The sequence below is a fragment of the Ruania alkalisoli genome (assembly GCF_014960965.1).
Lineage (GTDB): Bacteria > Actinomycetota > Actinomycetes > Actinomycetales > Beutenbergiaceae > Ruania > Ruania alkalisoli.
Genome location: NZ_CP063169.1, coordinates 2,902,666 through 2,921,654, shown reverse-complemented (window position 1 = coordinate 2,921,654; position 18,989 = coordinate 2,902,666). Strand labels below are relative to the sequence as shown.

At 68.3% G+C, this 18,989-nt stretch carries 18 protein-coding genes; 11 read left to right on the top strand and 7 right to left on the bottom strand.

Going from position 1 to position 18,989, the window contains the following annotated elements:
* Positions 1-234 precede the first annotated feature (234 nt).
* From IM660_RS13040 to IM660_RS13025, 4 genes are all read left to right on the top strand, one after another.
* A complete protein-coding gene (locus IM660_RS13040) occupies positions 235-777 on the top strand; it encodes a hypothetical protein (RefSeq protein WP_193496089.1) in 543 nt (180 codons plus the stop codon).
* 834 nt (positions 778-1,611) lie between these two features.
* Complete coding sequence (locus IM660_RS13035) at positions 1,612-1,920, top strand: hypothetical protein (protein ID WP_193496087.1); 309 nt, start codon at positions 1,612-1,614, stop codon at positions 1,918-1,920.
* A 122-nt stretch (positions 1,921-2,042) separates the two neighbouring features.
* Positions 2,043-2,261, top strand: coding sequence for a 5-oxoprolinase subunit C family protein (locus tag IM660_RS20020; RefSeq protein ID WP_425503833.1), 219 nt, complete (start codon positions 2,043-2,045; stop codon positions 2,259-2,261).
* Between the two features lie 228 nt (positions 2,262-2,489).
* Positions 2,490-2,651, top strand: a complete 162-nt coding sequence (locus tag IM660_RS13025; protein WP_210768980.1) for a hypothetical protein — start codon at positions 2,490-2,492, stop codon at positions 2,649-2,651.
* On the opposite strand, the gene IM660_RS13020 is transcribed toward IM660_RS13025, so the two are convergent.
* The 6 genes from IM660_RS13020 to IM660_RS13000 form a co-directional block, all read right to left on the bottom strand.
* Positions 2,630-4,720, bottom strand: coding sequence for an alpha-galactosidase (locus tag IM660_RS13020; protein ID WP_193496085.1), 2,091 nt, complete (start codon positions 4,718-4,720; stop codon positions 2,630-2,632). The genes IM660_RS13025 and IM660_RS13020 overlap by 22 nt on opposite strands.
* Positions 4,717-5,580 (bottom strand): carbohydrate ABC transporter permease, encoded by an 864-nt coding sequence (locus IM660_RS13015; protein WP_193496083.1) that lies wholly within the window; start codon positions 5,578-5,580, stop codon positions 4,717-4,719. Before IM660_RS13015 ends, IM660_RS13020 begins: the two co-directional genes overlap by 4 nt.
* Positions 5,580-6,434, bottom strand: a complete 855-nt coding sequence (locus IM660_RS13010; RefSeq protein WP_246464942.1) for a carbohydrate ABC transporter permease — start codon at positions 6,432-6,434, stop codon at positions 5,580-5,582. Before IM660_RS13010 ends, IM660_RS13015 begins: the two co-directional genes overlap by 1 nt.
* Before the next feature lie 86 nt (positions 6,435-6,520).
* Positions 6,521-7,849, bottom strand: coding sequence for an ABC transporter substrate-binding protein (locus tag IM660_RS13005; RefSeq protein WP_193496082.1), 1,329 nt, complete (start codon positions 7,847-7,849; stop codon positions 6,521-6,523).
* Positions 7,850-7,921: 72 nt separating this feature from the next.
* Complete coding sequence (locus tag IM660_RS19945; RefSeq protein ID WP_281389246.1) at positions 7,922-8,044, bottom strand: hypothetical protein; 123 nt, start codon at positions 8,042-8,044, stop codon at positions 7,922-7,924.
* Complete coding sequence (locus IM660_RS13000) at positions 8,041-11,418, bottom strand: DUF5107 domain-containing protein (RefSeq protein WP_193496080.1); 3,378 nt, start codon at positions 11,416-11,418, stop codon at positions 8,041-8,043. The genes IM660_RS19945 and IM660_RS13000 overlap by 4 nt, the downstream gene beginning before the upstream one ends.
* 104 nt (positions 11,419-11,522) lie before the next feature.
* Between IM660_RS13000 and IM660_RS12995 the strand changes: the two genes are divergently transcribed.
* Both IM660_RS12995 and IM660_RS12990 read left to right on the top strand, forming a co-directional pair.
* Entirely contained in the window at positions 11,523-12,407 is an 885-nt protein-coding gene (locus IM660_RS12995) for an AraC family transcriptional regulator (RefSeq protein ID WP_193496078.1), read from the top strand.
* Between the two features lie 53 nt (positions 12,408-12,460).
* Entirely contained in the window at positions 12,461-12,985 is a 525-nt protein-coding gene (locus tag IM660_RS12990; protein ID WP_193496076.1) for a hypothetical protein, read from the top strand.
* Positions 12,986-12,988: 3 nt separating this feature from the next.
* On the opposite strand, the gene IM660_RS12985 is transcribed toward IM660_RS12990, so the two are convergent.
* Entirely contained in the window at positions 12,989-13,846 is an 858-nt protein-coding gene (locus IM660_RS12985; RefSeq protein ID WP_193496074.1) for a DinB family protein, read from the bottom strand.
* A 38-nt stretch (positions 13,847-13,884) separates the two neighbouring features.
* Between IM660_RS12985 and gatC the strand changes: the two genes are divergently transcribed.
* From gatC to IM660_RS12960, 5 genes are read left to right on the top strand one after another with little or no spacing between them, the layout of a single operon-like run.
* The gene (gene gatC / locus IM660_RS12980) at positions 13,885-14,184 is read left to right on the top strand and encodes an Asp-tRNA(Asn)/Glu-tRNA(Gln) amidotransferase subunit GatC (RefSeq protein WP_159623523.1); all 300 of its coding nucleotides are present in this window, start codon (positions 13,885-13,887) and stop codon (positions 14,182-14,184) included.
* Complete coding sequence (gene gatA / locus IM660_RS12975; RefSeq protein WP_193496073.1) at positions 14,181-15,719, top strand: Asp-tRNA(Asn)/Glu-tRNA(Gln) amidotransferase subunit GatA; 1,539 nt, start codon at positions 14,181-14,183, stop codon at positions 15,717-15,719. Before gatC ends, gatA begins: the two co-directional genes overlap by 4 nt.
* The gene (gene gatB / locus IM660_RS12970) at positions 15,716-17,206 is read left to right on the top strand and encodes an Asp-tRNA(Asn)/Glu-tRNA(Gln) amidotransferase subunit GatB (RefSeq protein ID WP_193496071.1); all 1,491 of its coding nucleotides are present in this window, start codon (positions 15,716-15,718) and stop codon (positions 17,204-17,206) included. The genes gatA and gatB overlap by 4 nt, the downstream gene beginning before the upstream one ends.
* A gap of 25 nt (positions 17,207-17,231) precedes the next feature.
* A complete protein-coding gene (locus IM660_RS12965; RefSeq protein ID WP_193496069.1) occupies positions 17,232-17,801 on the top strand; it encodes a GNAT family N-acetyltransferase in 570 nt (189 codons plus the stop codon).
* On the top strand, positions 17,798-18,913 hold the full coding sequence (locus IM660_RS12960; RefSeq protein ID WP_210768979.1) for a glycerate kinase: 1,116 nt from the start codon (positions 17,798-17,800) through the stop codon (positions 18,911-18,913). The genes IM660_RS12965 and IM660_RS12960 overlap by 4 nt, the downstream gene beginning before the upstream one ends.
* Positions 18,914-18,989 lie beyond the last annotated feature (76 nt).

Genomic DNA, 18,989 nt, shown 5'->3' with positions numbered 1-18,989 from the left:
TCCGCTCCCGAGTCTGCCCTCCATGTGTATCACATCGTGAGACAGGTGTAATCGGTGCCGTTGGTCCGGACATGTAGTAGTAACTGCGCGGGCACATGGAGTGTGCCCCGACTTCAGAGAGGAAGTTCGATGCGGAGATCTGCGAGATGTCCAGAGGCGAGAAACGGTAGAAGTCGCTCGCCCAATCACTCGAGTGTTGCGGGGGTAGACCATCAGGTACGGCGACTCGCTTGGGTGGGGGTTGGCATACTGCTGGTCAACAGCATTTTCATTGCCCCTTCATGGGCGGAAGACGGTGAGGGTGGCGTATCAACGACCGGCGCAGATCAGTTCGATGCGGGGCCCGAGATTACTCCTGAGGAAGCCGTTCTTGCTGATGCTGAACACTATGCGCGGGACTACGGGGTTTCGCTCCAGGAAGCACACGATCGACTCTCGTTCCAGCGCGCTTCCGACGCTGCCTTGGAAGAGATCGCTGCAGCAGCGCCCTCGACCTACCTCGGAGTTCTGACTACGCACGAGCCCGAGTTCGGCGTGACGGTCTACCTGGTGGGGGATCGTGAATTGCAACCAGTGGAGGATTTGATCGCAGGATCCGGCCTTGCCGACGCTGCTCCTGTTCGAATCGACACGAGTCGAACCCTCACCGAGGCGCAGATCGAAGAGTTGCTCATGGAACACCGCCCTGCCATTGAGTCGTCGGTACACGGCGAGGTTCAAGGGGTTGGGTACGATCTCGCAGCCGACGAGTTCTTCGTTAGCGCAGTGGCCCCCTGACGAGTCGGGTGAGCGCACGACCTACGTATCGCAATCGCTCGTTGTCGAAGAAGTTGGTGATGTTGAGGTTCGCGTCCGGGTCGAATACCATGCTGCGCCGGGCGCTGACGGGTACCGTGGTGGATTTAGAATGTCCACGTGTACCGCAGGCTTCAACATCGTCGTGTACGGACAGCGTGGAATGACCACATCAGCGCACTGTGGCAATAGTCAGAGTTATCGGACCTTCAGTTCGACGACCTGGCTATCCACGACGTATCAGTCCGGCGCACTCACAAAAACTGCTGACATTCAGTGGCACACGACAGCTCTGACGCCCGGCTGGGCGTTTCACGGCTCGTCCACGTCTTCGACCCAGCAGGTGACGAGCCGGACTCTGCGCGTCAACCAGGCAGGTGACTACATCTGTCATCGAGGTAAGACTACGGGATACTCCTGCGGTACCGTCACCACAGTGTCCTACACCCCCACCTACTCCGGCGCATGCGGAGGTACGTCTTGCAACCCCATGTTCGTCCTAGCGCAAGGTCCCTCCCTTGAGTGCTACCCAGGCGATAGCGGCGGGCCGGTCTTCTCAGGAGGGTCTGCGTATGGCTGGTATAAGGGCCAGAGTTCGAGTGGTACCACGGCCTCAGGGTGCAACTACATGTTCTGGATGGCGCCCGACTACCTCAATGCGATTTCTGGTGCGTCACTCTTGATGGCGCCATGAATGGTCAAGTGCGGCAGTCCCAGTCGCGGCGCTGGCCCCTGAGGATGGCCGGAGCAGCTCTTGGGATTGCGGTGATGATTGTGTTCGCAGGGGGGTGCTCGCCTACCGCGACTGATATTTCTATGTCCCCGATCGCAATTTACGATACGGGAGCGAATTCAGAGGGCTTCGGCGCGCTCACACGAGGGGCCCTCCAATTGCAGGGCGGGTGCGTCGTCTACCAGACAGACTCCGAGACACTCGTGCCTGTATATCCCGACGGGACCGAGTGGGATGCTGACGGCGAGCGTGTTCTACTCGCCGACGGCTCGATGCATGCGATTGGTGACGAGATCGAACTGGCGGGCGGACAGGTGGCGAGCTTGAGCGGTTCCACGTCGATCCCGGCTGGATGTCCGAGCGACCTTGAGTACTACATCGTTGTTCCTTGAATCTGCCCAGGCGGGGTGCCGTCGCGACCCTCACTTGCTGGCTCCGACCAGCAGCCCGGAGGCGAGCTGCTTCTGGAAGATGAAGTACACCACCGCCGTGGGGGCTGCGTAGCTACCTCGCCGTGCGGGGCGGGCTGGATGTGCCGCGCATGCTCAGAGCGGCCAGTCACGATGTGCTCTCGGGTCTCGGCCCACTGCCAGCGAAGGCCTGGACGTACTCGCCGTGGGCGCGGCCACGGATGCGATGCCGACCGCGGACGCCGATCATCCGGCCCGCACACCCGTTCCTGCTCGACGTACTCCCCGGGAAGCAGGTCAGGTTCCGCCATCGCGGGTGGTGATGACAGAAGGCACACATTGGCCCGATGATCGCTATCCGAACCAACGCATCATGGTGGTGGCGTGCGACGGATACGCGTACCTGGTTCCCTACGTGGAAGATGACGACCATCTCTTCCTGGAGACGGTGATCCCGAGCAGGAAGGCCACTCGGGACTACTTGAGCCCAGGCGGAGGAACTGGACCGGCTTCGGGAAGTGGCGCGTGCCACGGGGACCAAGGACCGGCGGGTGAACCTCCGCTTGTCGTCTGCGGAACTGAGTGACATCCAGACCCGTGCGCTCCAGGAAGGGATTCCCTATCAGACGTTGATCTCCAGCGTGGTGCACAAGTTCGTCACCGGACGGCTGGTGGAGCGAGACACCGGAGATCAGCTGGAGCGCGGGGCCTGAACCACTAGCAGGTCTGCATCGCCCGCTGCTCGATGCGCCGCCCACAGGCCATCGGTCGCCTGCTCTGGTGTGACCGTTGCAGCGTCGTGAAGTGCGCCGTCCGGGCCGAGCGTCTGCAGCTGAGCCCCAGCTGAGATGCCGGTCAGGCGCACCGGCGCCCGGTGTCCGCCACGCGTGAAGACCATCACCGCCCGCCGCTCGGAGGTCCGGTACTCGACGGCGTACTGCGGATCCGCTGGGTCGCCGTGCCGGTGCGCCTCACCGGTGAGCACCACCTCCCGGATCTGCCGGTAGGTCACCACCAGCGAGGCCGCCAGCTTCCGGTCCTGCTCCGGCCACGCGAGCAGATCCCCGCCCACGCCCAGCACCCCGCACATGGCCACCAGGAACCGGAACGGCAGGCTGACTGGTTCACCGGCGGTATCGAGCCGGTCCGGCTCATCGGTCACCCACGCACTCATCCAGCTCGCGGCGTAGGCGGAGAGGAAGCCATGCTGGATCGCCAACCGGTCCCGCGGCCCGGTCTCGTCGCTGGCCCACACCACATCACTGCGGCGCAGCACCTCCAGGTCGGTGCGACCTCCACCGGAGGCGCAGGCCTCGAAGGTAACGTGCGGAAACTCCGCGCGCACCAGGTCCAGCAGCCGGTAGTAGGCGCGGGTGTGTTGGATCGACCACTCCCGCCCGTGCGGGTCACCTGGCCGGCCCCCGTCGCTGACCGGCCGGTTCATGTCCCACTTGAGGTAACTGATCGCATGGGTGCTCAGCAGGCGCCGCAACATCGTCGCGACGAACTGCTCCACCTCGGGCCTCCCCAGATCGAGCACGTACTGGTTCCGAGAGGTCACCAATACCCGGTCGCCGGCCCGGTACACCCAGTCCGGATGTGTCCGGTACAGATCGCTGTCAGGATTCACGCACTCCGGCTCGACCCAGATCCCAAAGCGCAGGCCGTGGCTGCGTACGCCGTCGATCAGCGGGGTGAACCCGTCCGGGAACTTGGTCCGGTCCACGTGCCAGTCACCCAGGCCTGCGGAGTCCGAGGTCCGCCCCCGGAACCACCCGTCGTCGATCACGAACACTTCGGCACCGAGCGCGGCAGCACGCTCGGCGAGAGCGAGCTGGTGGTCTGCCCGAACGTCGAGCTCGGTGGCGTACCAGGAGTTGTAGACCACCGGATGATGCGGGAGCTCCGCGCCTGCAGGTCCGGCCCGGCGTAGTTCAGTCCGTTGAAATCGGTGCCACGCGATGGGCAGGTCCGCCGCATCGTCTGCCCAGATCGCATAGGTGCGGGGTGTGGTGAATGTGGCGCCAGGTTCGAGCAGGATCACCCCGGTCTCGTCGTCGGTGCCGGCTCCCACCCGCACCTGGTCCGTGAACGGTACAGCGTCGACGGTCATCGACCACGACCCGCTCCACGCCAGTGCCACAGCGTAGGCACCGGCACCCTCACGTGGCTGCACGGTCACCACCGGCGCGTAGGTGTGCCCGGTGACACCTTGCCGGCTGCCGATCGCGAAGGTGCCCGCCGGTAGGTCCACGGTCACCGGCGTCAGCTCCCGGCTCCATGCTCCGACCAGAGCCCCGACGCGAGCGCCTGGGCCCACCGGCAGGTCCCAGGCACCTCCGAACGCCCGGATCAACCACACCGGATCCGCACCCGTGCTGTCGATCTCGGCCCATTGCGCCACCGCGTCGTGCTGGGTATTGGCTTCCACGTGCATCGTGACCTGCAGGTCCTCTCCCTGCCAGACGGCGGACAGTCGCGTGCGCGTGCCGTCATCGGTCAGTTTGGGGGCACCGTCCGGCACCAGGCGCACCCCGGAGTGCCCATCGCCACGGTGCACAATCAGCTCGCCCCGATGCACGTGCCTGGTCCCGGCCGCAGTCAGCACCGACGGCGTCGCGTCGGCGGCGGTGAGGAACGGCAGGTGCTCGGGTGGGGACCAAGGCGAGTGGGCGGATGGTCCCGTGTCCGGTCCCCACCGCGCCAGCATGAGCCCGGCCTCGGTGACGTCGAAGACCAGCGCGCCGGACGCCGTCGGCAGTCGGAGATCAGGACTGCTCATTTGTTCGCTCCTACCAGCAGCCCGGAGACGAACTGCTTCTGGAAGATGAAGAACACCACGGCGGTGGGGATCGCGGCGATCACCGCACCGGCGGCCACCACGTTCCACTGGCTCACGAACCCGCCCTGCAGGTTCAGCAGCGCCGCGGTGATCGGGAAATTGTCCTCGGTGCGCAACACGGTCATCGCCCAGATCAGGTCGTTGAAGATCCAGGTCGTCGCCAACGCCGTGAGTGCCGCGAGCGAAGGCCGAGCCAGCGGCAGCACGATGAGCGCGTAGATGCGAACCGGCCCGGCACCGTCGATGCGAGCCGCCTCGAACACCTCGTTCGGCAGGGCCCGCATGAACCCGTGCAGCACGAAGGTGTAGAACCCGAGACCGAAGCCCACCTGCACGATGATGAGCGCGAACAGCGAGTCGTAGATGCCCAAGGCCTCGGTGATCTTCGCCACCGGGATGAGCAAGATCTGCGGTGGTAGGAGGTTCCCGGCCAGCATGAGCAGCAGGATCACGGTGCGGCCCGGGATCCGGAACCGGCTCAGCGCGTACGCGGCGAGCGAGGCGAGGAACAGCGACAGCACCACGGCCACGACCGTCACGATCGCCGAGTTGCGCAGCGCACCGCCGATCCCGCCCGTGGTGAGCGCAGTCTCGAAGCCCTCCCAGCTCAGCGTGGTCGGCAACGCGCTGAGCCCGCGCGCGACGATGTCGGAGAACGGACGCAACGAGACGGCCAGCACGAACACCATCGGGGCCACCCAGAGCAGCGTGAACGGCACCATCAGCACGTGGAACCACGGTGAGCGTTCGCCGATGGCACGGCGGTGCCGGCGCGTGGGGGCGAGTGTGGGAGCAGACATCAGTCCTCCTGCCGGATCGAACGCACCAGGTAGCTGATGATGAACACGATCGCCAGGGCGAAGATCACCACGGCGATCGCCGACCCGTAGCCGAGGTTCACCAACGTGAAGCCCTGCTCGAACATGTACGTGCTGAGTAGGTGGGTGGAGTTGTACGGACCGCCGCGGGTCATCGCCCAGACGATGTCGAAGGTGCGCAGCGAGTCGATCACCGTGACCGCGAAGATCACGCCGTTCACGCTGCGCAGCTGTGGCATCACGATGCGGGTGAACCGCTGCCAGCGGTTCGCGCCGTCCATCGCAGCGGCCTCCTCCAGCGATGGGTCCACACCCTTGAGACCGGCCAGGTAGAGCACCATGATGTAGCCGACCTGCCGCCACACCGCCGCCACCAGCACGGCGTAGAGCGCTACGTCCGGGTCGGCCAGCCACTGCCGCTCCAATGCGCCGAGCCCGAGTGAGTCCAGCGAGAAGTTCACCAGGCCGTCGGGGGAGTACAGCACCCGCCAGAACAGGCCCGTCACAGCGAGCGAGAACACCATCGGCAGGTAGATCGCGGCCCGGTACAACCCGATACCCCGCCCGGGCCGGTTCAGCAGGACCGCCAGTGCCAGACCGATCACCACCGAGAGACCGCCGAAGCCGATCACCCAGATGACGTTGTTGCGCAGAGCCGTCTGGAAGGTGGGGTCGGACATCAGGTCCTGGTAGTTGCCCAGTCCCACCGGCTCGGCCGCACCGATACCGTTCCACCGGGTGAAGGACAGCGAGAACGAGTTCATCGCCGGCCAGAACACCCAGAACGCCTCGACGACGAGCGGCACGAGCAGGAACACCCAGACGATCAGAGGCACGCGCCGCAGGGCCGTCACCCACCGCGGGCGGGTCGAGCGCGCGCCACCACTTCTGGGCGCGGTCGACGTGGCTGTGGCTGGTGCCGTCACTGGTCCCAGACCCGCTCAGCGGCAGCCTGCCAGCCCTCCAGGATGCCCGGGATATCGGAGGGATCGGCGAGAAACCTGGTCAACGCGTCATCCGCCGTCGCCTGCAGTGCATCGGAGGAGTCCCGGTTGAAGAACTGGGTGATCTCCTCGGTGCTGTTCAGCAGCTCGATGCCCTTCTGCACCAGCGGGGAGAAGCTGGAGGTGTCCACATCCGGATGCGTGGGCAGGTTCGAGGAGCCGGAGATCTCGATGAACGTCTGCTGCGACTCCGCCGAGGCGAGGTAGGCCAGCAACTCCTTCGTGCCCTCCGGGTTGTCCGTGCCGGAGGCAGCGAAATACCCGTCGGTGGGTGCCTCCTCGGCACTGGGGACATCGGGGTTGATCGGCGGCACCGAGAAGAAGTCCAGATCGTCGCGTTGGTCCTCCGGGAAGAACTGGGTGACGAACGCTCCGATCAGGTACATGGCCGATTCGTTCTGCACCATCGGCGTGACCGCCTCCTGGTAGGAGTAGGAGGCCATATTCGGGTCGAAGTACGGAATGAGCTTCGTGTACTCCTCGAGCACGGCCTCCACCTCGGGGTCGGTGAAGGCGTGTTCACCGGCGAGCAGCTCGCGGTGGTACTGGGCCCCGTTGATGCGCAGGTTCAGGTAGTCGAACCAGCCCGAGGCCATCCACGGGGTGGAGCCAATCCCGTTCGCGAGCGGGCTCACACCCCTGCCCTTGAGGTCTTCGCACAGGGCGAGGAAGTCCTCCCAGGTCTCGGGTGCGCTCACGCCCCACTCCTCGAAGGCGGACTTCTTGTAGAAGATCGACCACCAGTAGTAGTTCGTCGGCACGAAGATCTGGCTGCCGTCCTCGGCAGAGGACAGCTCGCGCAGGGCGTCGGAGAAGTTCGCGCACGCCCCCTCGCCCTCCCACATATCCGAGACGTCCAGCAGCAGCCCTTCGGCCGCGTAGTCCCGGGCCACCGAGCCGGCGTACCAGGTGAGGACATCCGGAGGATTGGCGGAAGTGAGATAGGTGGACAGCTGAGCACGGAACTGCTCGATGGCGACCGTGTTGATCTCGGCATCGCCGGGGTAGTCGCCGATCAGAGCCTCCAGCGCCTCCCGCGGTGCCGGATCGGACTGCGAATTCTGCAACGTGACCGGGCCGGACGGCTCGCTCGACGTCTCATCGGTGCCGGTCTGCTCGGTGCCGGTTTCCTCCGGCGTTCCTTCGGAACCGAGGCAGCCGGCCAGCAGACCGCTGGTACCAAGAGCGCTCGCGCCGAGGAGAAATCCTCGCCGGGAGACCGGGCTGGTGCGGGTGGTGGTGTTCATCGTCGAACCTCCTGGAGTGTGCGCCATGCCGGCGCGTGGGTGGTGGTGAGGTGGATCAGGCTCGGGTGAAGATCACGTTCTCCTGGGCACCTGGGCGAAGGCCCGGTCGAGATCGGCGAACGAGGAGAAGTCCCAGAGGGTCAGCGGCAACCTGTCTGGCAGGTGCTCCGGGATCGGTACGGGGGAGTAGCTCATTCGTGGTCCTCGATTCTGGTGAGCAGGTCGTGGGCCTCGGGATGGTCGGGCACGGTGGTCAGGATCTCGGTCAACCGCGCTCGTGCCGCCGGCACATCGCCGTCGAGCAGGTCAAGCTGGGCTCGCAGGAACTGCACGCGCACGTCGCGCTGTTCGCTCAGGTCAGGCGGGAAGAGCAGCATCTCCGGCAGGGAGGTGGCGAAATAGTCGATACCGGGCGTGGAGGCGGCCAGCTCGTCGGTGAACTCGCGGAGGTCCGCGGCGAGGGCACGGGCTTCGTCGGTGCGGCCCAGACGCCGCAGGGCGAGCACGCTGTGGTAGGTCGCCTCGCTGTGGCGGCTGGCGCTCATCGTGCGGAAGTCGCCCACCTGAGCGGCAGCGATCGACCAGGCCCGTTCGGCGTCGGCGGTCCTGCCCGCCGCAGCCGCCACATCGCCCGTGAGCAACTGCAGCCCAGCGGTCGTGGCGAGCGGGTGCCGATCCTCCCCGAGGGTGGCCGGCGGTGTGAGGGCGTCGGCCACCCACTGCGCGGCCTCGTCGAGCCTGCCTGCCGACACGGCGGTGCGGGCGAGAGCGGTGCAGGTGCGTTCCCACACCCGCAGCACCTCACCCTCGCCGCCTTCCCACGGCTGGAACTGCCGCCCGCTGAGGATCCGGTGCGCCGCGACCGCATCCCCGGAGCAGACAAGCAGGTGCGCCAGTTCGGCGGCGAGATCGTCGCGCTCGGCCACCGCCTGCGGGGCGTCGCTGATGGCTCGCAACCGCGCGGCCACCGGCACGGCGCGTCGCCGGTCCAGCTGGTCGCTCTCCCGCAGGATCCGTGGGTGAGCTGGAGCGAGGGCGAGTGCTCGGTCGTAGGCGGCTCGGGCGCCGTCCAGATCACCCGCCACTGTCACCAGTGCGAGCCCGATGTTGCGGTGCACGACGGCGTCCCCCGCCTCCCGGGCTCCGGTCTCCCACGCCGTCAGGGCCTCCTGCTGACGTCCGGAGGCGTACAGCCAGTGGCCGAGCAGCACCTGGGCCACCGCGTCCTGGTGACTCTGGACGGCCCGCGTGAGCATGACGGCGTCCTCGAGTCGTCCCGGGAAGCACCAGGTGCGATCGGCCCCGGCAGCGTCCTGACGGGCGCGCTGGGCGGCGACCTCGTCCCCGGACCGCTCCAGCAGATCGGCACGGTGCAGGTGCGCCAGGGCGGTGACCGAGGGTTGCCCCAGGGCGCGTCCGCGATCACGGTCGACGGCCGTCTCCAGCACCCGGAGCGCCTCGTCGAGGCAGCCGACGCTCGCGTATTCGCTCGCGATGTCCAGGCAGGTGAGGGCGTCGGCGTGCAGCTCCTGGCCGGCGAGGTCCCGCGACCACCAGTGCAGCGGGTCCAGTCCAGCCAGCGCAGCCAGTTCGGCCGCGGCATCCCCGGTACGCCCGGTGCGCAGCAGCAGTGCCCGCAGCGTGCGCGCCTGCAGGTGTTCCGGCTCCACGCGCAGCACATCGTCCAGCCGGTGCAGCGCGGTCGTATCCCGCCGGGCGGCGGCGTCGAGCCGCGCCATCTCGTATCCGGCCGGTGCCCGCCACAGCCGGTTCCAGGAGGCGCGAGCGAACAGGCCGTACGCCTCTTGCGGGCGCTCGCCGAGGGCGAGCACCAGGCCCAGGTGATACAGCGCCGTCGCATCGCTGGGGGTGGGATGGTAGGCAGTGAGCCTGCCGACGGCGGTGCGTAGGTGTGTCTCCGCCTCACCGAGGCGCCCCTGCCGCAGGCGCGCGATCCCGACGGCGGTTCTCACCCCCGCGTGGCCCGGCTCCCGCCGTAGCGCTTCCGCCCAGTACGGCTCGGGGGAGCGGCTGGCGTGGCGGTACTGCTGCAGGTGACCGGCGATATCGAGCAGCTCTTCGACGGTGTCCACCTGCGCCGAAGGCGCAGGTTCGGTCGCTGCCAGCACCTCGGCACTCTCGCCCTGCTCGCCCTGGCGAGCCTGCGCCGTCGGTTGACTCACCAGCACCTGCTCGCCATGGCGCACGCGTACGATCAGCGGTGCTGCGCCGTCGGCGGCGACCTCCCACTGCACCGGCGTGGCCGGATCGAGATCGGCGACCCGGTCGGCGATCACCGTGCCGTCAGGGTCCAGCACCTCCAGCAACGCCCCCGGCCGAGTCGAGGTGGAGATCACGCCGATGGCGAGCGTGTCGCCGGCCAGCCGGACCCGCAGCGCCGCCTCCTCCGTGGCCTCGGTGACGGGCCCGATATCCCGCAGCGGATACCAGACCTGGGAGAACACTTTCGTCTCACCGGGGGCGAGGAAGGCGAAATCGGGCTGGTTGTCGGTGAACACTCCAGCCATGAGTTCGACATAGGCGGAGTCGTCATCGGCGAGGTTGCGGTTCCATGCGCGGCCGAAGCGCGACTCGCCCCACGTCCACTGCTTCTTCCCGACGGCGATGCGCCGGTCGGCCACGTGCACGAAACCCAGGCCGGTGGCGTGGTCGTAGCCGCCGAAGAAGTCGTGATCGGAGTGGGTGACCATGTAGGAGGTGGGCACCGGGATGTTGTCCGGCCAGTCGATCCGGTCACCGGAGACGAGGGTGCCGTCGGCTGCGGTGAAAGAGTGGTGTGCCCGGCTCGGATAGTCGATGTCGTAGTAGGGCCGGTCCGCGGCGGGAAACGCCGTGATGGCGCGCTTGGCGTGATCGGCCACGATGCGCACGTCGTCGGGGAAGAAGGACTGGAAGTCCCGGTGGGTGCGCGCGGCTACGTTCGCCCACCACAGAAAGGTCTGCGTCAGGGGAGTGCGGTTGTATAGGCGCACCCGCAGCTCGATGGTGGAACGGTCCGGGTGGAGGCGGATCCCGTGCATCCCCTTCATCCGGTCAAAGGGGTCGTGGTCGGAGCACCAGACGGTGACCGAACCGTCGTCTTCGTGGGTGATGTGGGTGTCGGTGGGCAGGTAGGTGGCGGGCCGGTGGTGCTGGGGCCAGTTCAGCTCGATGCCGCCGGCGATCCAGGGCCCGGCGAGGCCGACGAGGGCGGGTTTGATCACCGGGTTGTTGTAGAAGATCTCGGCGCCCGAGTGGCGGTCGATCGCCAGGTGGATCCGGCCGCCCAGCTCGGGCAGGATCACCAACCGGATCCAGGCGTTCTCCAGGTGGATCGCGTCCCACTGGTGCGTCGTGGGTTCGGGTTCGATGCGGTCGTGGAATGGCAGCGGGTACACCCGCCCCGAGGAGCCTTGATAGACGCGGGCATCGAGATAGGCGGGCAGATCCGAGGGCGGCGCCGGGTGGTAGGTACGCAGCGGCAGCGGTTCGCGCCAGACAGCGACGGGCGCATCGGCCTGGTCGGCGGGCCGGGCCGGGAGGGTGAGCGTCGGCTCCTCTGTGAGCATGCCTCGACGCTAGGCGCAGGTGAGGCGCAGCAGGAATGTCCGATCGTGCGGACTTCCTGGACGATTCGATGATTCCTGTGCTGACGGTGGTGCAGACTGGACCCATGGTGACGTACACGCGGGACGGCTTCCCCGGGCAGCGCATGCGCGTGCTGCCGCGCCCACTGGTGACCCGCGCGACGCAGTCCGGTCTGACGTCCCGGCTGTTGGTGACCGACGCCGGCTACTTCCCTCACGCCGCCAACCATGGCCGCTCCCGACCACAGGGCGCCCGGGAGGCGGTGGTGCTGGTGTGCACCGATGGCCGCGGCTGGTGCGATGTGGACGGCGGCACGGTGCCGGTGCGCGTGGGCCAGGCGCTGGTCCTGCCGCCGGGCACGGGGCACCTCTACCGTGCTGACGTCGGCGATCCCTGGACGTTGTGGTGGCTTCATGCCACGGGCTCAGATCTCCCAGACCTGCTCGCTCCGATGGCGGGCAGCTCACGACGGGTGGTCGACCTGCACGATCCCGCGCGCGTGGTCCATCTGATGGAGCAGGTGGTCCAGGCGCTCGAAAGGGATGAGACTGCTCCCTCTCTGATGGCGGCGGCGGGTGCGGCGTGGTTCGTGTTCGCGCAGCTCGGTGCTGATCAGCTCGCGGGGCCGCGAGATGAGGCCGGGCCGGTCCAACGGGCCCGCGAGTACCTCCTGGAGCACCTCGAGGAGGCAGTCCGGGTGCCCGACGTCGCTGCGCACGTGGGACTGAGTACCTCCCACCTGGCGGCCCTGTTCCGGCAGGCGACCGGTGGTGGCGTCCTCGACTACCTCACCCGCACCCGGATGGCCCGCGCCCGGGTGATGCTGGTCACCACGTCGCAGACCGTCGCTGAGATCGCCCGGTCGGTCGGTTACGCCGACGAGTTCTACTTCTCCCGTCAGTTCCGGGCCGTGAGCGGGGTGAGCCCGTCGAGCTTTCGCAAGGCCTCCCGGGCGGAACAGGTGCACTGAACCTCGTAGGATCTGGTGCCGTCTTCAATCACCAACGTCAGGGGAGCACAACCATGTCCGGCAACAGCTACTTCTTCCTCATGCTCGGCATTCTGGTGGTGCTGGTGGTGCTCTGGGCTCTGCGGCGAGTGCTCCGCAGCAAGATCGGCGAGGCGGGGGAGCGTGCCGGGGCAGCGGTGGCAGAGAAGCAGGCAGCGGAGCACCTCGATCTGTACTCCCGTACGGCGGTGCTGGCGACCGACGCGGCCGGGGCTCGCGCCGTGGTGGAGCAGGTGTTCGGCAAGCACCGGCGCATCACAGCCGCCGGTGAGGACCAGTGGACGCTGGAGTTCATCGAGCCACAGGACATTCACCTGCGGCTCGATACGACGGCGAGCCAGCCGGTGCTGTACGTCACCCAGTTCCGCGAGCACAACGGCCAGCCGATCGGCGGCGGGGACTGGCGCAAGATCCGGACCAAGGTCACCCAGGCGGCCCAGTCGGCGGGTGTGCCGGTGACGGAAGGGCGGATCGCACACCAGCGCACGCACCCCGCCGATGCCCAGAACTGGGTGTGGTCGGTGCAGCAGGGAGCCTGAGGGTCACAGGAGCCGGGCGGCGAGGTAGACGATCCAGCACGCCAGAGCCGCGTAGGCGAAGGCGTTCCTCACCTTCTCCGCGACGTCGAAGGCCCAGCAGGCCCCGGCGGCGGCGATCAGCGCCCAGCAGCCCGGAACGCTCCAGCGCACGATTCCTGCCTGGAGCGGGCCGGCGTCCGACTGCGGTGGAGCGATGACCACGTAGGCGACCGCGAGTGCGAGCGCCACGACCGCGACGATGAGTCCCAGCACGCGGCGGTGCCGGTGGGCGAACGCCTGCAACGGGGGCTCAGCCACCTCGGCGGACTCGTGTTCCTCGGCGCCGGTTCCGAACTCACCCGTGGACGGCCGCCCGTCGGTGACGTCCCACGCATGGTGGACCAGATCGTGCAGCAGGTACTGCATGAGCGTGGTGATCGTGAACTCGGCGCCGTCTCCGCGCCGTCCCGAGCGCCCGGCCTGCTCAGGGTCGGTTCTCTCGATGCGGGCGGCCAGAGCCGTGCCGGTGGTCATCACTGCGGCCGCGACGTCGGTGGGATCGAGTTCCTGGTAGCTGCCCTCCCGTGCCGCCTGGTCGGGGTCGAAATCCTCGAACGTAGGGGCATCCTCGGTCTGCATCGCGGTCAGCCGGGCATCGAAGACCTCGATCACATCCCGCACATGCGCCGCGTACTCGAGTGTGGACCAAGTCTGCGGGGCGGGGCGTTCGGCCACGTCGGTTCGTCGCAGCACCACGGGCCAGACTTCGAGCTGGGCGCGCAGTGCGGCAGGGATCTGCTCCAGAGTGAGCGCGCCCACGTGTGCCCCGCAGTCGGGGCATTGGCGGTGCAGGACCCACGTCCAGTCCTTGGTCTCCGGCATGGAATCCACGGTACTGGCGCGTCGGTAGACTCGCCGCCATGTCCACCATCAACGCAGACGAGGTCGCGCGCCTGGCCGCCCTGGCCCGCATCGACCTCACGCCCGAGGAGACCGACCGACTGGCCGGCGATCTGGACGTGATCGTCCAGTCCGTGGCGACCGTCTCGGAGGTCGCCGGAGACGACGTGCCCGCCACCAGCCACCCGATCCCCCTGACGAACGTGCTCCGTGACGACGTGGTGGGCCAGACCCTGCCGCTGGAGGACATCCTCGCTCAGGCGCCGCAGGCCGAGGACGGCCAGTTCGCGGTGCCGCAGATCCTGGGGGAGGAGCAGTGACAGACCTCACCCGCCTCACCGCCGCCGATCTCGCCGGGCGCCTTCGCTCCGGTGAGGTGACCAGCGTCGAGGTCACCCAGGCGCACCTGGACCGCATCGCCGCCGTCGACGGCCCCGTGCATGCGTTCCTGCACGTCAACTCTGAGGAGGCACTCGCTACCGCGGCTGATGTGGATGCCCGCCGCGCGGCCGGCGAGGACCTGCACGAGCTCGCTGGTGTGCCGATCGCCGTCAAGGACGTCGTGGTCACCAAGGACCAGGTGACCACCGCCGGTTCGAAGATCCTCGACGGGTGGATTCCTCCGTACGACGCCACCCTCGTGGAGAAGCTGCGCGCGGCCGGGATGCCGATCCTGGGCAAGACGAACATGGACGAGTTCGCCATGGGCTCGAGTACGGAGCACTCGGCGTACGGCCCCACCCGTAACCCGTGGGATCTCGATCGGATCCCTGGTGGATCGGGCGGCGGTTCCGCAGCCGCCGTGGCCGCCTATGAGGCGCCCCTGGCGATCGGGACCGACACCGGCGGCTCGATCCGCCAGCCCGCTGCCGTCACCGGCACCGTGGGCGTCAAGCCCACCTATGGCTCGGTCTCGCGCTACGGGCTGATCGCACTCGCCTCCAGTCTCGACCAGGCCGGTCCGTGCTCGCGGACGGTGCTCGACTCGGCCTTGCTGCACGATGTGATCGGTGGGCATGACCCGCGTGACTCCACCTCGCTGCCCGAGCCTGCACCCAGCTACGCCGACGCGGCCCGTGCCGGTGCCACCGGCGACCTGACCGGGGTGCGCGTGGGCGTGGTGCGTGAGCTCGGCGGTGAGGGCTACCAGCCCGGGGTGCGCGCGAGTTTCGAGGCGAGCCTGGACCACCTCCGCGCCGCCGGCGCCGAGGTGGTGGAGGTCTCCTGCCCGAGCTTCTCGGCCGCACTGGCTGCCTACTACCTGATCCTGCCGTCGGAGGCTTCGAGCAACCTGGCGAAGTTCGACGGGATGCGGTTCGGCCTGCGGGTGGAGCCGGCTGAGGGCCCGGTGACCGCCGAGCGCGTCATGGCCGCCACGCGTGGGGCCGGCTTCGGACCAGAGGTCAAGCGCCGCATCATCCTCGGTACCTACGCACTCTCGGCCGGTTACTACGACGCCTACTACGGCAGTGCGCAGAAGGTGCGTACCCTCATCCAGCGCGACTTCGCTGCCGCCTTCGAGGCCGCTGACGTGCTCGTCTCGCCCACGGCGCCCACCACGGCGTTCCGGTTCGGGGAGAAGGTGGACGATCCGATGGCGATGTACCTCAACGACGTCGCCACCATCCCGGCAAACCTGGCTGGGATTCCCGGCCTTTCGCTGCCCAGCGGACTGTCCGATGATGGGCTGCCGGTCGGCTTCCAGGTGCTCGCACCGGCCCGGGCCGACGAGCGGCTGTACCGGGTGGGTGCTGCGCTCGAGACGCGACTGCTCGCCGCGGCCGGCGGTGCCGGCGTGCTCGCCGGTGCACCGGAGCTGGAGACCTTGACGGATACGACGGAGGCCGCCCGATGACCACGCTGGTCGACTATGACGACGCGATCGCCCGCTTCGACCCCGTCCTCGGTATCGAGGTGCACGTCGAACTTGGTACCGCCACGAAGATGTTCGACGACGCGCCAGCGCATTTCGGTGCCCAGCCGAACAGCGCCGTGACACCCGTCTCGTTGGGTCTTCCCGGCGCACTGCCCGTGGTCAACGGCACCGCGGTGGAGTATGCGATCCGCATCGGCCTGGCGCTGAACTGCCAGATCGCCGAGACCTGCCGGTTCGCCAGGAAGAACTACTTCTACCCGGACGTGCCGAAGAACTTCCAGACGTCCCAGTACGACGAGCCGATCGCCTTCGAGGGCTATCTGGACGTCGAGCTCGAGGACGGCGAGGTCTTCCGGGTGGAGATCGAGCGCGCCCACATGGAGGAGGACGCCGGGAAGAACACCCATGTGGGTGGCTCTGGGCGCATTCACGGAGCCGAGTACTCCCTCGTGGACTACAACCGTGCCGGAATCCCGCTGGTGGAGATCGTCACCAAGCCGATCACCGGCGTGGGCGCTCGCGCCCCCGAGGTGGCCCGGGCCTATGTCTCGGCGCTGCGGGACATCTTCCGCACGCTGGGGGTGTCGGAGGCGAGGATGGAGCGCGGCAACGTCCGTGCCGACGTGAACCTCTCTCTGCGCGCCACCCCGGACGCACCCCTGGGGACCCGCACCGAGACCAAGAACGTCAACTCCTTCCGCTCCATCGAGCGGGCGGTGCGGTACGAGGTGTCCCGGCAGGCCGCCGTCCTCGACGCCGGTCAGAGCGTGGTGCAGGAGACACGCCATTTCCATGAGGACACCGGCTCCACCTCCTCGGGCCGCGTGAAGTCGGACGCGGACGACTACCGGTACTTCCCCGAGCCGGACCTGGTGCCTCTGGCACCCCCGCGCGAATGGGTCGAGGAGATCCGGGCGAGCCTGCCGGAACTGCCGGCCCTGCGCCGTCGGCGGCTGGTCACCGAGTGGGGGTACTCGGAAGAAGAGATGCGTGACGTCGTCAACGCTGGCGCACTCGACCTCATCGAGGCCACGGTGGCTGCCGGTGCGGCCCCCGCTGCCGCGCGGAAGTGGTGGATGGGTGAGCTCTCCCGCACTGCCAAGACCAGCGGTGTCGAGCTGGCGGACCTTGATGTCACCCCGCAGCACGTGGCCGAACTCCAGGGGCTGGTGGACTCCGGGCGCGTGAACGACAAGCTGGCTCGGCAGGTCCTCGAAGGTGTGCTCGCGGGTGAAGGTGCACCCGAGGACGTCGTCACCGCACGCGGCCTGGAGGTCGTCTCCGACGACGGGCCGTTGCTGGAGGTCATCGACGCCACCCTGGCCGAGCAGCCCGACATCGCGGAGAAGATCCGCTCCGGCAACCTGGGCCCGATGGGTGTGATCATCGGTGCCGTGATGAAGGCCACGCGCGGGCAGGCCGATGCCGGACGGGTGCGGGAACTCGTGCAGGAACGGCTCTCCTGATTCCGGTGCGGGGCAGGAGCAGGCGATGGACGTGAACTGGGTGCCGCCGGTACTGACCGGCGAGATGATCACACTGCGTCCGATTCGGGCTGAGGACTCCGACGCCCTGTGGGATGGACTGGGAGATCCCGAGGGACGGCGGATGGCCGGCCTCACGCAGGAGTTCACCCGGGAGCAGGTGGCGCAGTGGGCTGCCACGGCGGCCGAGCGGGAAGGCCGGTTCGACTGGGCCACCACGGTCGACGGTGAGGCGATCCTGGGGCGGATCAGCCTGGAACGGGTCGATCCGGTGGCGCGTAGCGCGAACCTGCGCTCCCTCACGCTTCCCGGACACCGGGGCCGCGGTTATGGGCGTGAGGCGATCATGCTGGTGCTGGACTTCGCATTCGGCACCGATCCCGGCCTGGGTCTGCATCGCGTCGGCCTGGAGGTGCTGAGCATCAACCCCCGTGCCGCCGCGCTCTACCAGAGCCTGGGGTTCGTGCCCGAGGGTCGGCGTCGCGAGGTGCTCGGGGACGGGGAGCGGTTCGCCGATTCGCTGGTCATGGGGATGCTGGAAGACGAGTACCCGGCTGCCAAGGCGAGCTGGGCGTGAGGGTCGTCCTCGCACCGGACTCGTTCAAAGGGTCGCTGAGCGCGGCAGCTGTAGCCGAGCACCTCGCTCGCGGTGTCCGTCGCGGGGATCCGGGCGCCGAGGTGGTGCAGGTGCCGATTGCCGACGGCGGTGAGGGAACCGTCGCGGCGGCGATCGCTGCGGGGTACTCGCCCGTCGAAGTGACGGTCACCGGCGCCCTGGGAAGCCCGGTGACGGCGACCTATGCGCGCCAGGGAGGGTGCGCCGTCGTGGAGATGGCCGCGGCGGCGGGCCTGGACCAGGTGCCACCGGATGCCGACAGTGCCCGCCGGGCTGGAACCGAAGGCGTGGGCGAGATCATCCGGCACGCTCTGGATCACGGGGCCTCGGAGGTTCTCCTCGGTCTGGGTGGCAGTGCCACGACCGACGGCGGAGCCGGTCTGGCGAGAGCGCTGGGGGTGGGGCTGTGGGACAGCGACGGCCACCCTCTCCCGTCCGGGGGAGCAGCCCTGGCTGACCTGGCACGGGTGGACCTGAGCGGGCTGGACCCGGGTGTGAGCGGGCTGCGTGTCGTGCTGGCCGCCGATGTGACCTCGCCGCTGCTCGGTGCGAAGGGTGCGGCGGCGGTGTTCGGGCCGCAGAAGGGCGCCGATGCGGCCCTGGTTGCCGAGCTGGAGGCCGGGCTGACGCGCTGGGTGGCGGCGCTTGCTGAGGCGGGCATCCCGCAGGCACGTGAGATCGCCGGCGCATCCGGAGCGGGAGCTGCGGGCGGCCTGGGGTACGGGGCGATGGCACTGCTCGGTGCCACGCGTCGCTCCGGCATCGAGGCGGTGCTGGAGATGGTCGGCTTCGCCGAGCAGGTGCGAGGTGCCGATCTGGTGATCACGGGGGAGGGGAGCATGGACTCCCAGTCTCTGGCCGGGAAGGCCCCGGTCGGAGTGGCTGCCGCCGCGCGCGCGGCTGGCGTCCCCGTGGTGGCCGTCGTGGGCCGGTGCGCAGTGGATGAGGCGACGGCGCGCGAGCACGGGATCGACGCCGTCCACGCGTTGCTGGACCTCGAACCCGATGTGGACCGATGTATCGCACGGGCGGGGGAGTTGGTGGAGCTCGCAGCAGCCCACGCCCTCGCCTGACCCCGACGGCCCCGCTGACACCGTCCCTCCGTCCTAGCGTTCGGGGGGCGGGTCGTGCGGTGGGCGCGTGAGAGGA

Excerpts from the sequence above, each read along its gene's own strand:
- IM660_RS13035 (WP_193496087.1), top strand. The coding sequence starts at position 1,612 with ATGTCCCCGATCGCAATTTACGATACGGGAGCGAATTCAGAGGGCTTC.
- IM660_RS13020 (WP_193496085.1), bottom strand. The coding sequence starts at position 4,720 with ATGAGCAGTCCTGATCTCCGACTGCCGACGGCGTCCGGCGCGCTGGTC.
- IM660_RS13015 (WP_193496083.1), bottom strand. The coding sequence starts at position 5,580 with ATGTCTGCTCCCACACTCGCCCCCACGCGCCGGCACCGCCGTGCCATC.
- IM660_RS13005 (WP_193496082.1), bottom strand. The coding sequence starts at position 7,849 with ATGAACACCACCACCCGCACCAGCCCGGTCTCCCGGCGAGGATTTCTC.
- IM660_RS19945 (WP_281389246.1), bottom strand. The coding sequence starts at position 8,044 with ATGAGCTACTCCCCCGTACCGATCCCGGAGCACCTGCCAGACAGGTTG.
- IM660_RS13000 (WP_193496080.1), bottom strand. The coding sequence starts at position 11,418 with ATGCTCACAGAGGAGCCGACGCTCACCCTCCCGGCCCGGCCCGCCGAC.
- IM660_RS12995 (WP_193496078.1), top strand. The coding sequence starts at position 11,523 with ATGGTGACGTACACGCGGGACGGCTTCCCCGGGCAGCGCATGCGCGTG.
- IM660_RS12990 (WP_193496076.1), top strand. The coding sequence starts at position 12,461 with ATGTCCGGCAACAGCTACTTCTTCCTCATGCTCGGCATTCTGGTGGTG.
- IM660_RS12985 (WP_193496074.1), bottom strand. The coding sequence starts at position 13,846 with ATGCCGGAGACCAAGGACTGGACGTGGGTCCTGCACCGCCAATGCCCC.
- gatC (WP_159623523.1), top strand. The coding sequence starts at position 13,885 with ATGTCCACCATCAACGCAGACGAGGTCGCGCGCCTGGCCGCCCTGGCC.
- gatB (WP_193496071.1), top strand. The coding sequence starts at position 15,716 with ATGACCACGCTGGTCGACTATGACGACGCGATCGCCCGCTTCGACCCC.
- IM660_RS12965 (WP_193496069.1), top strand. The coding sequence starts at position 17,232 with ATGGACGTGAACTGGGTGCCGCCGGTACTGACCGGCGAGATGATCACA.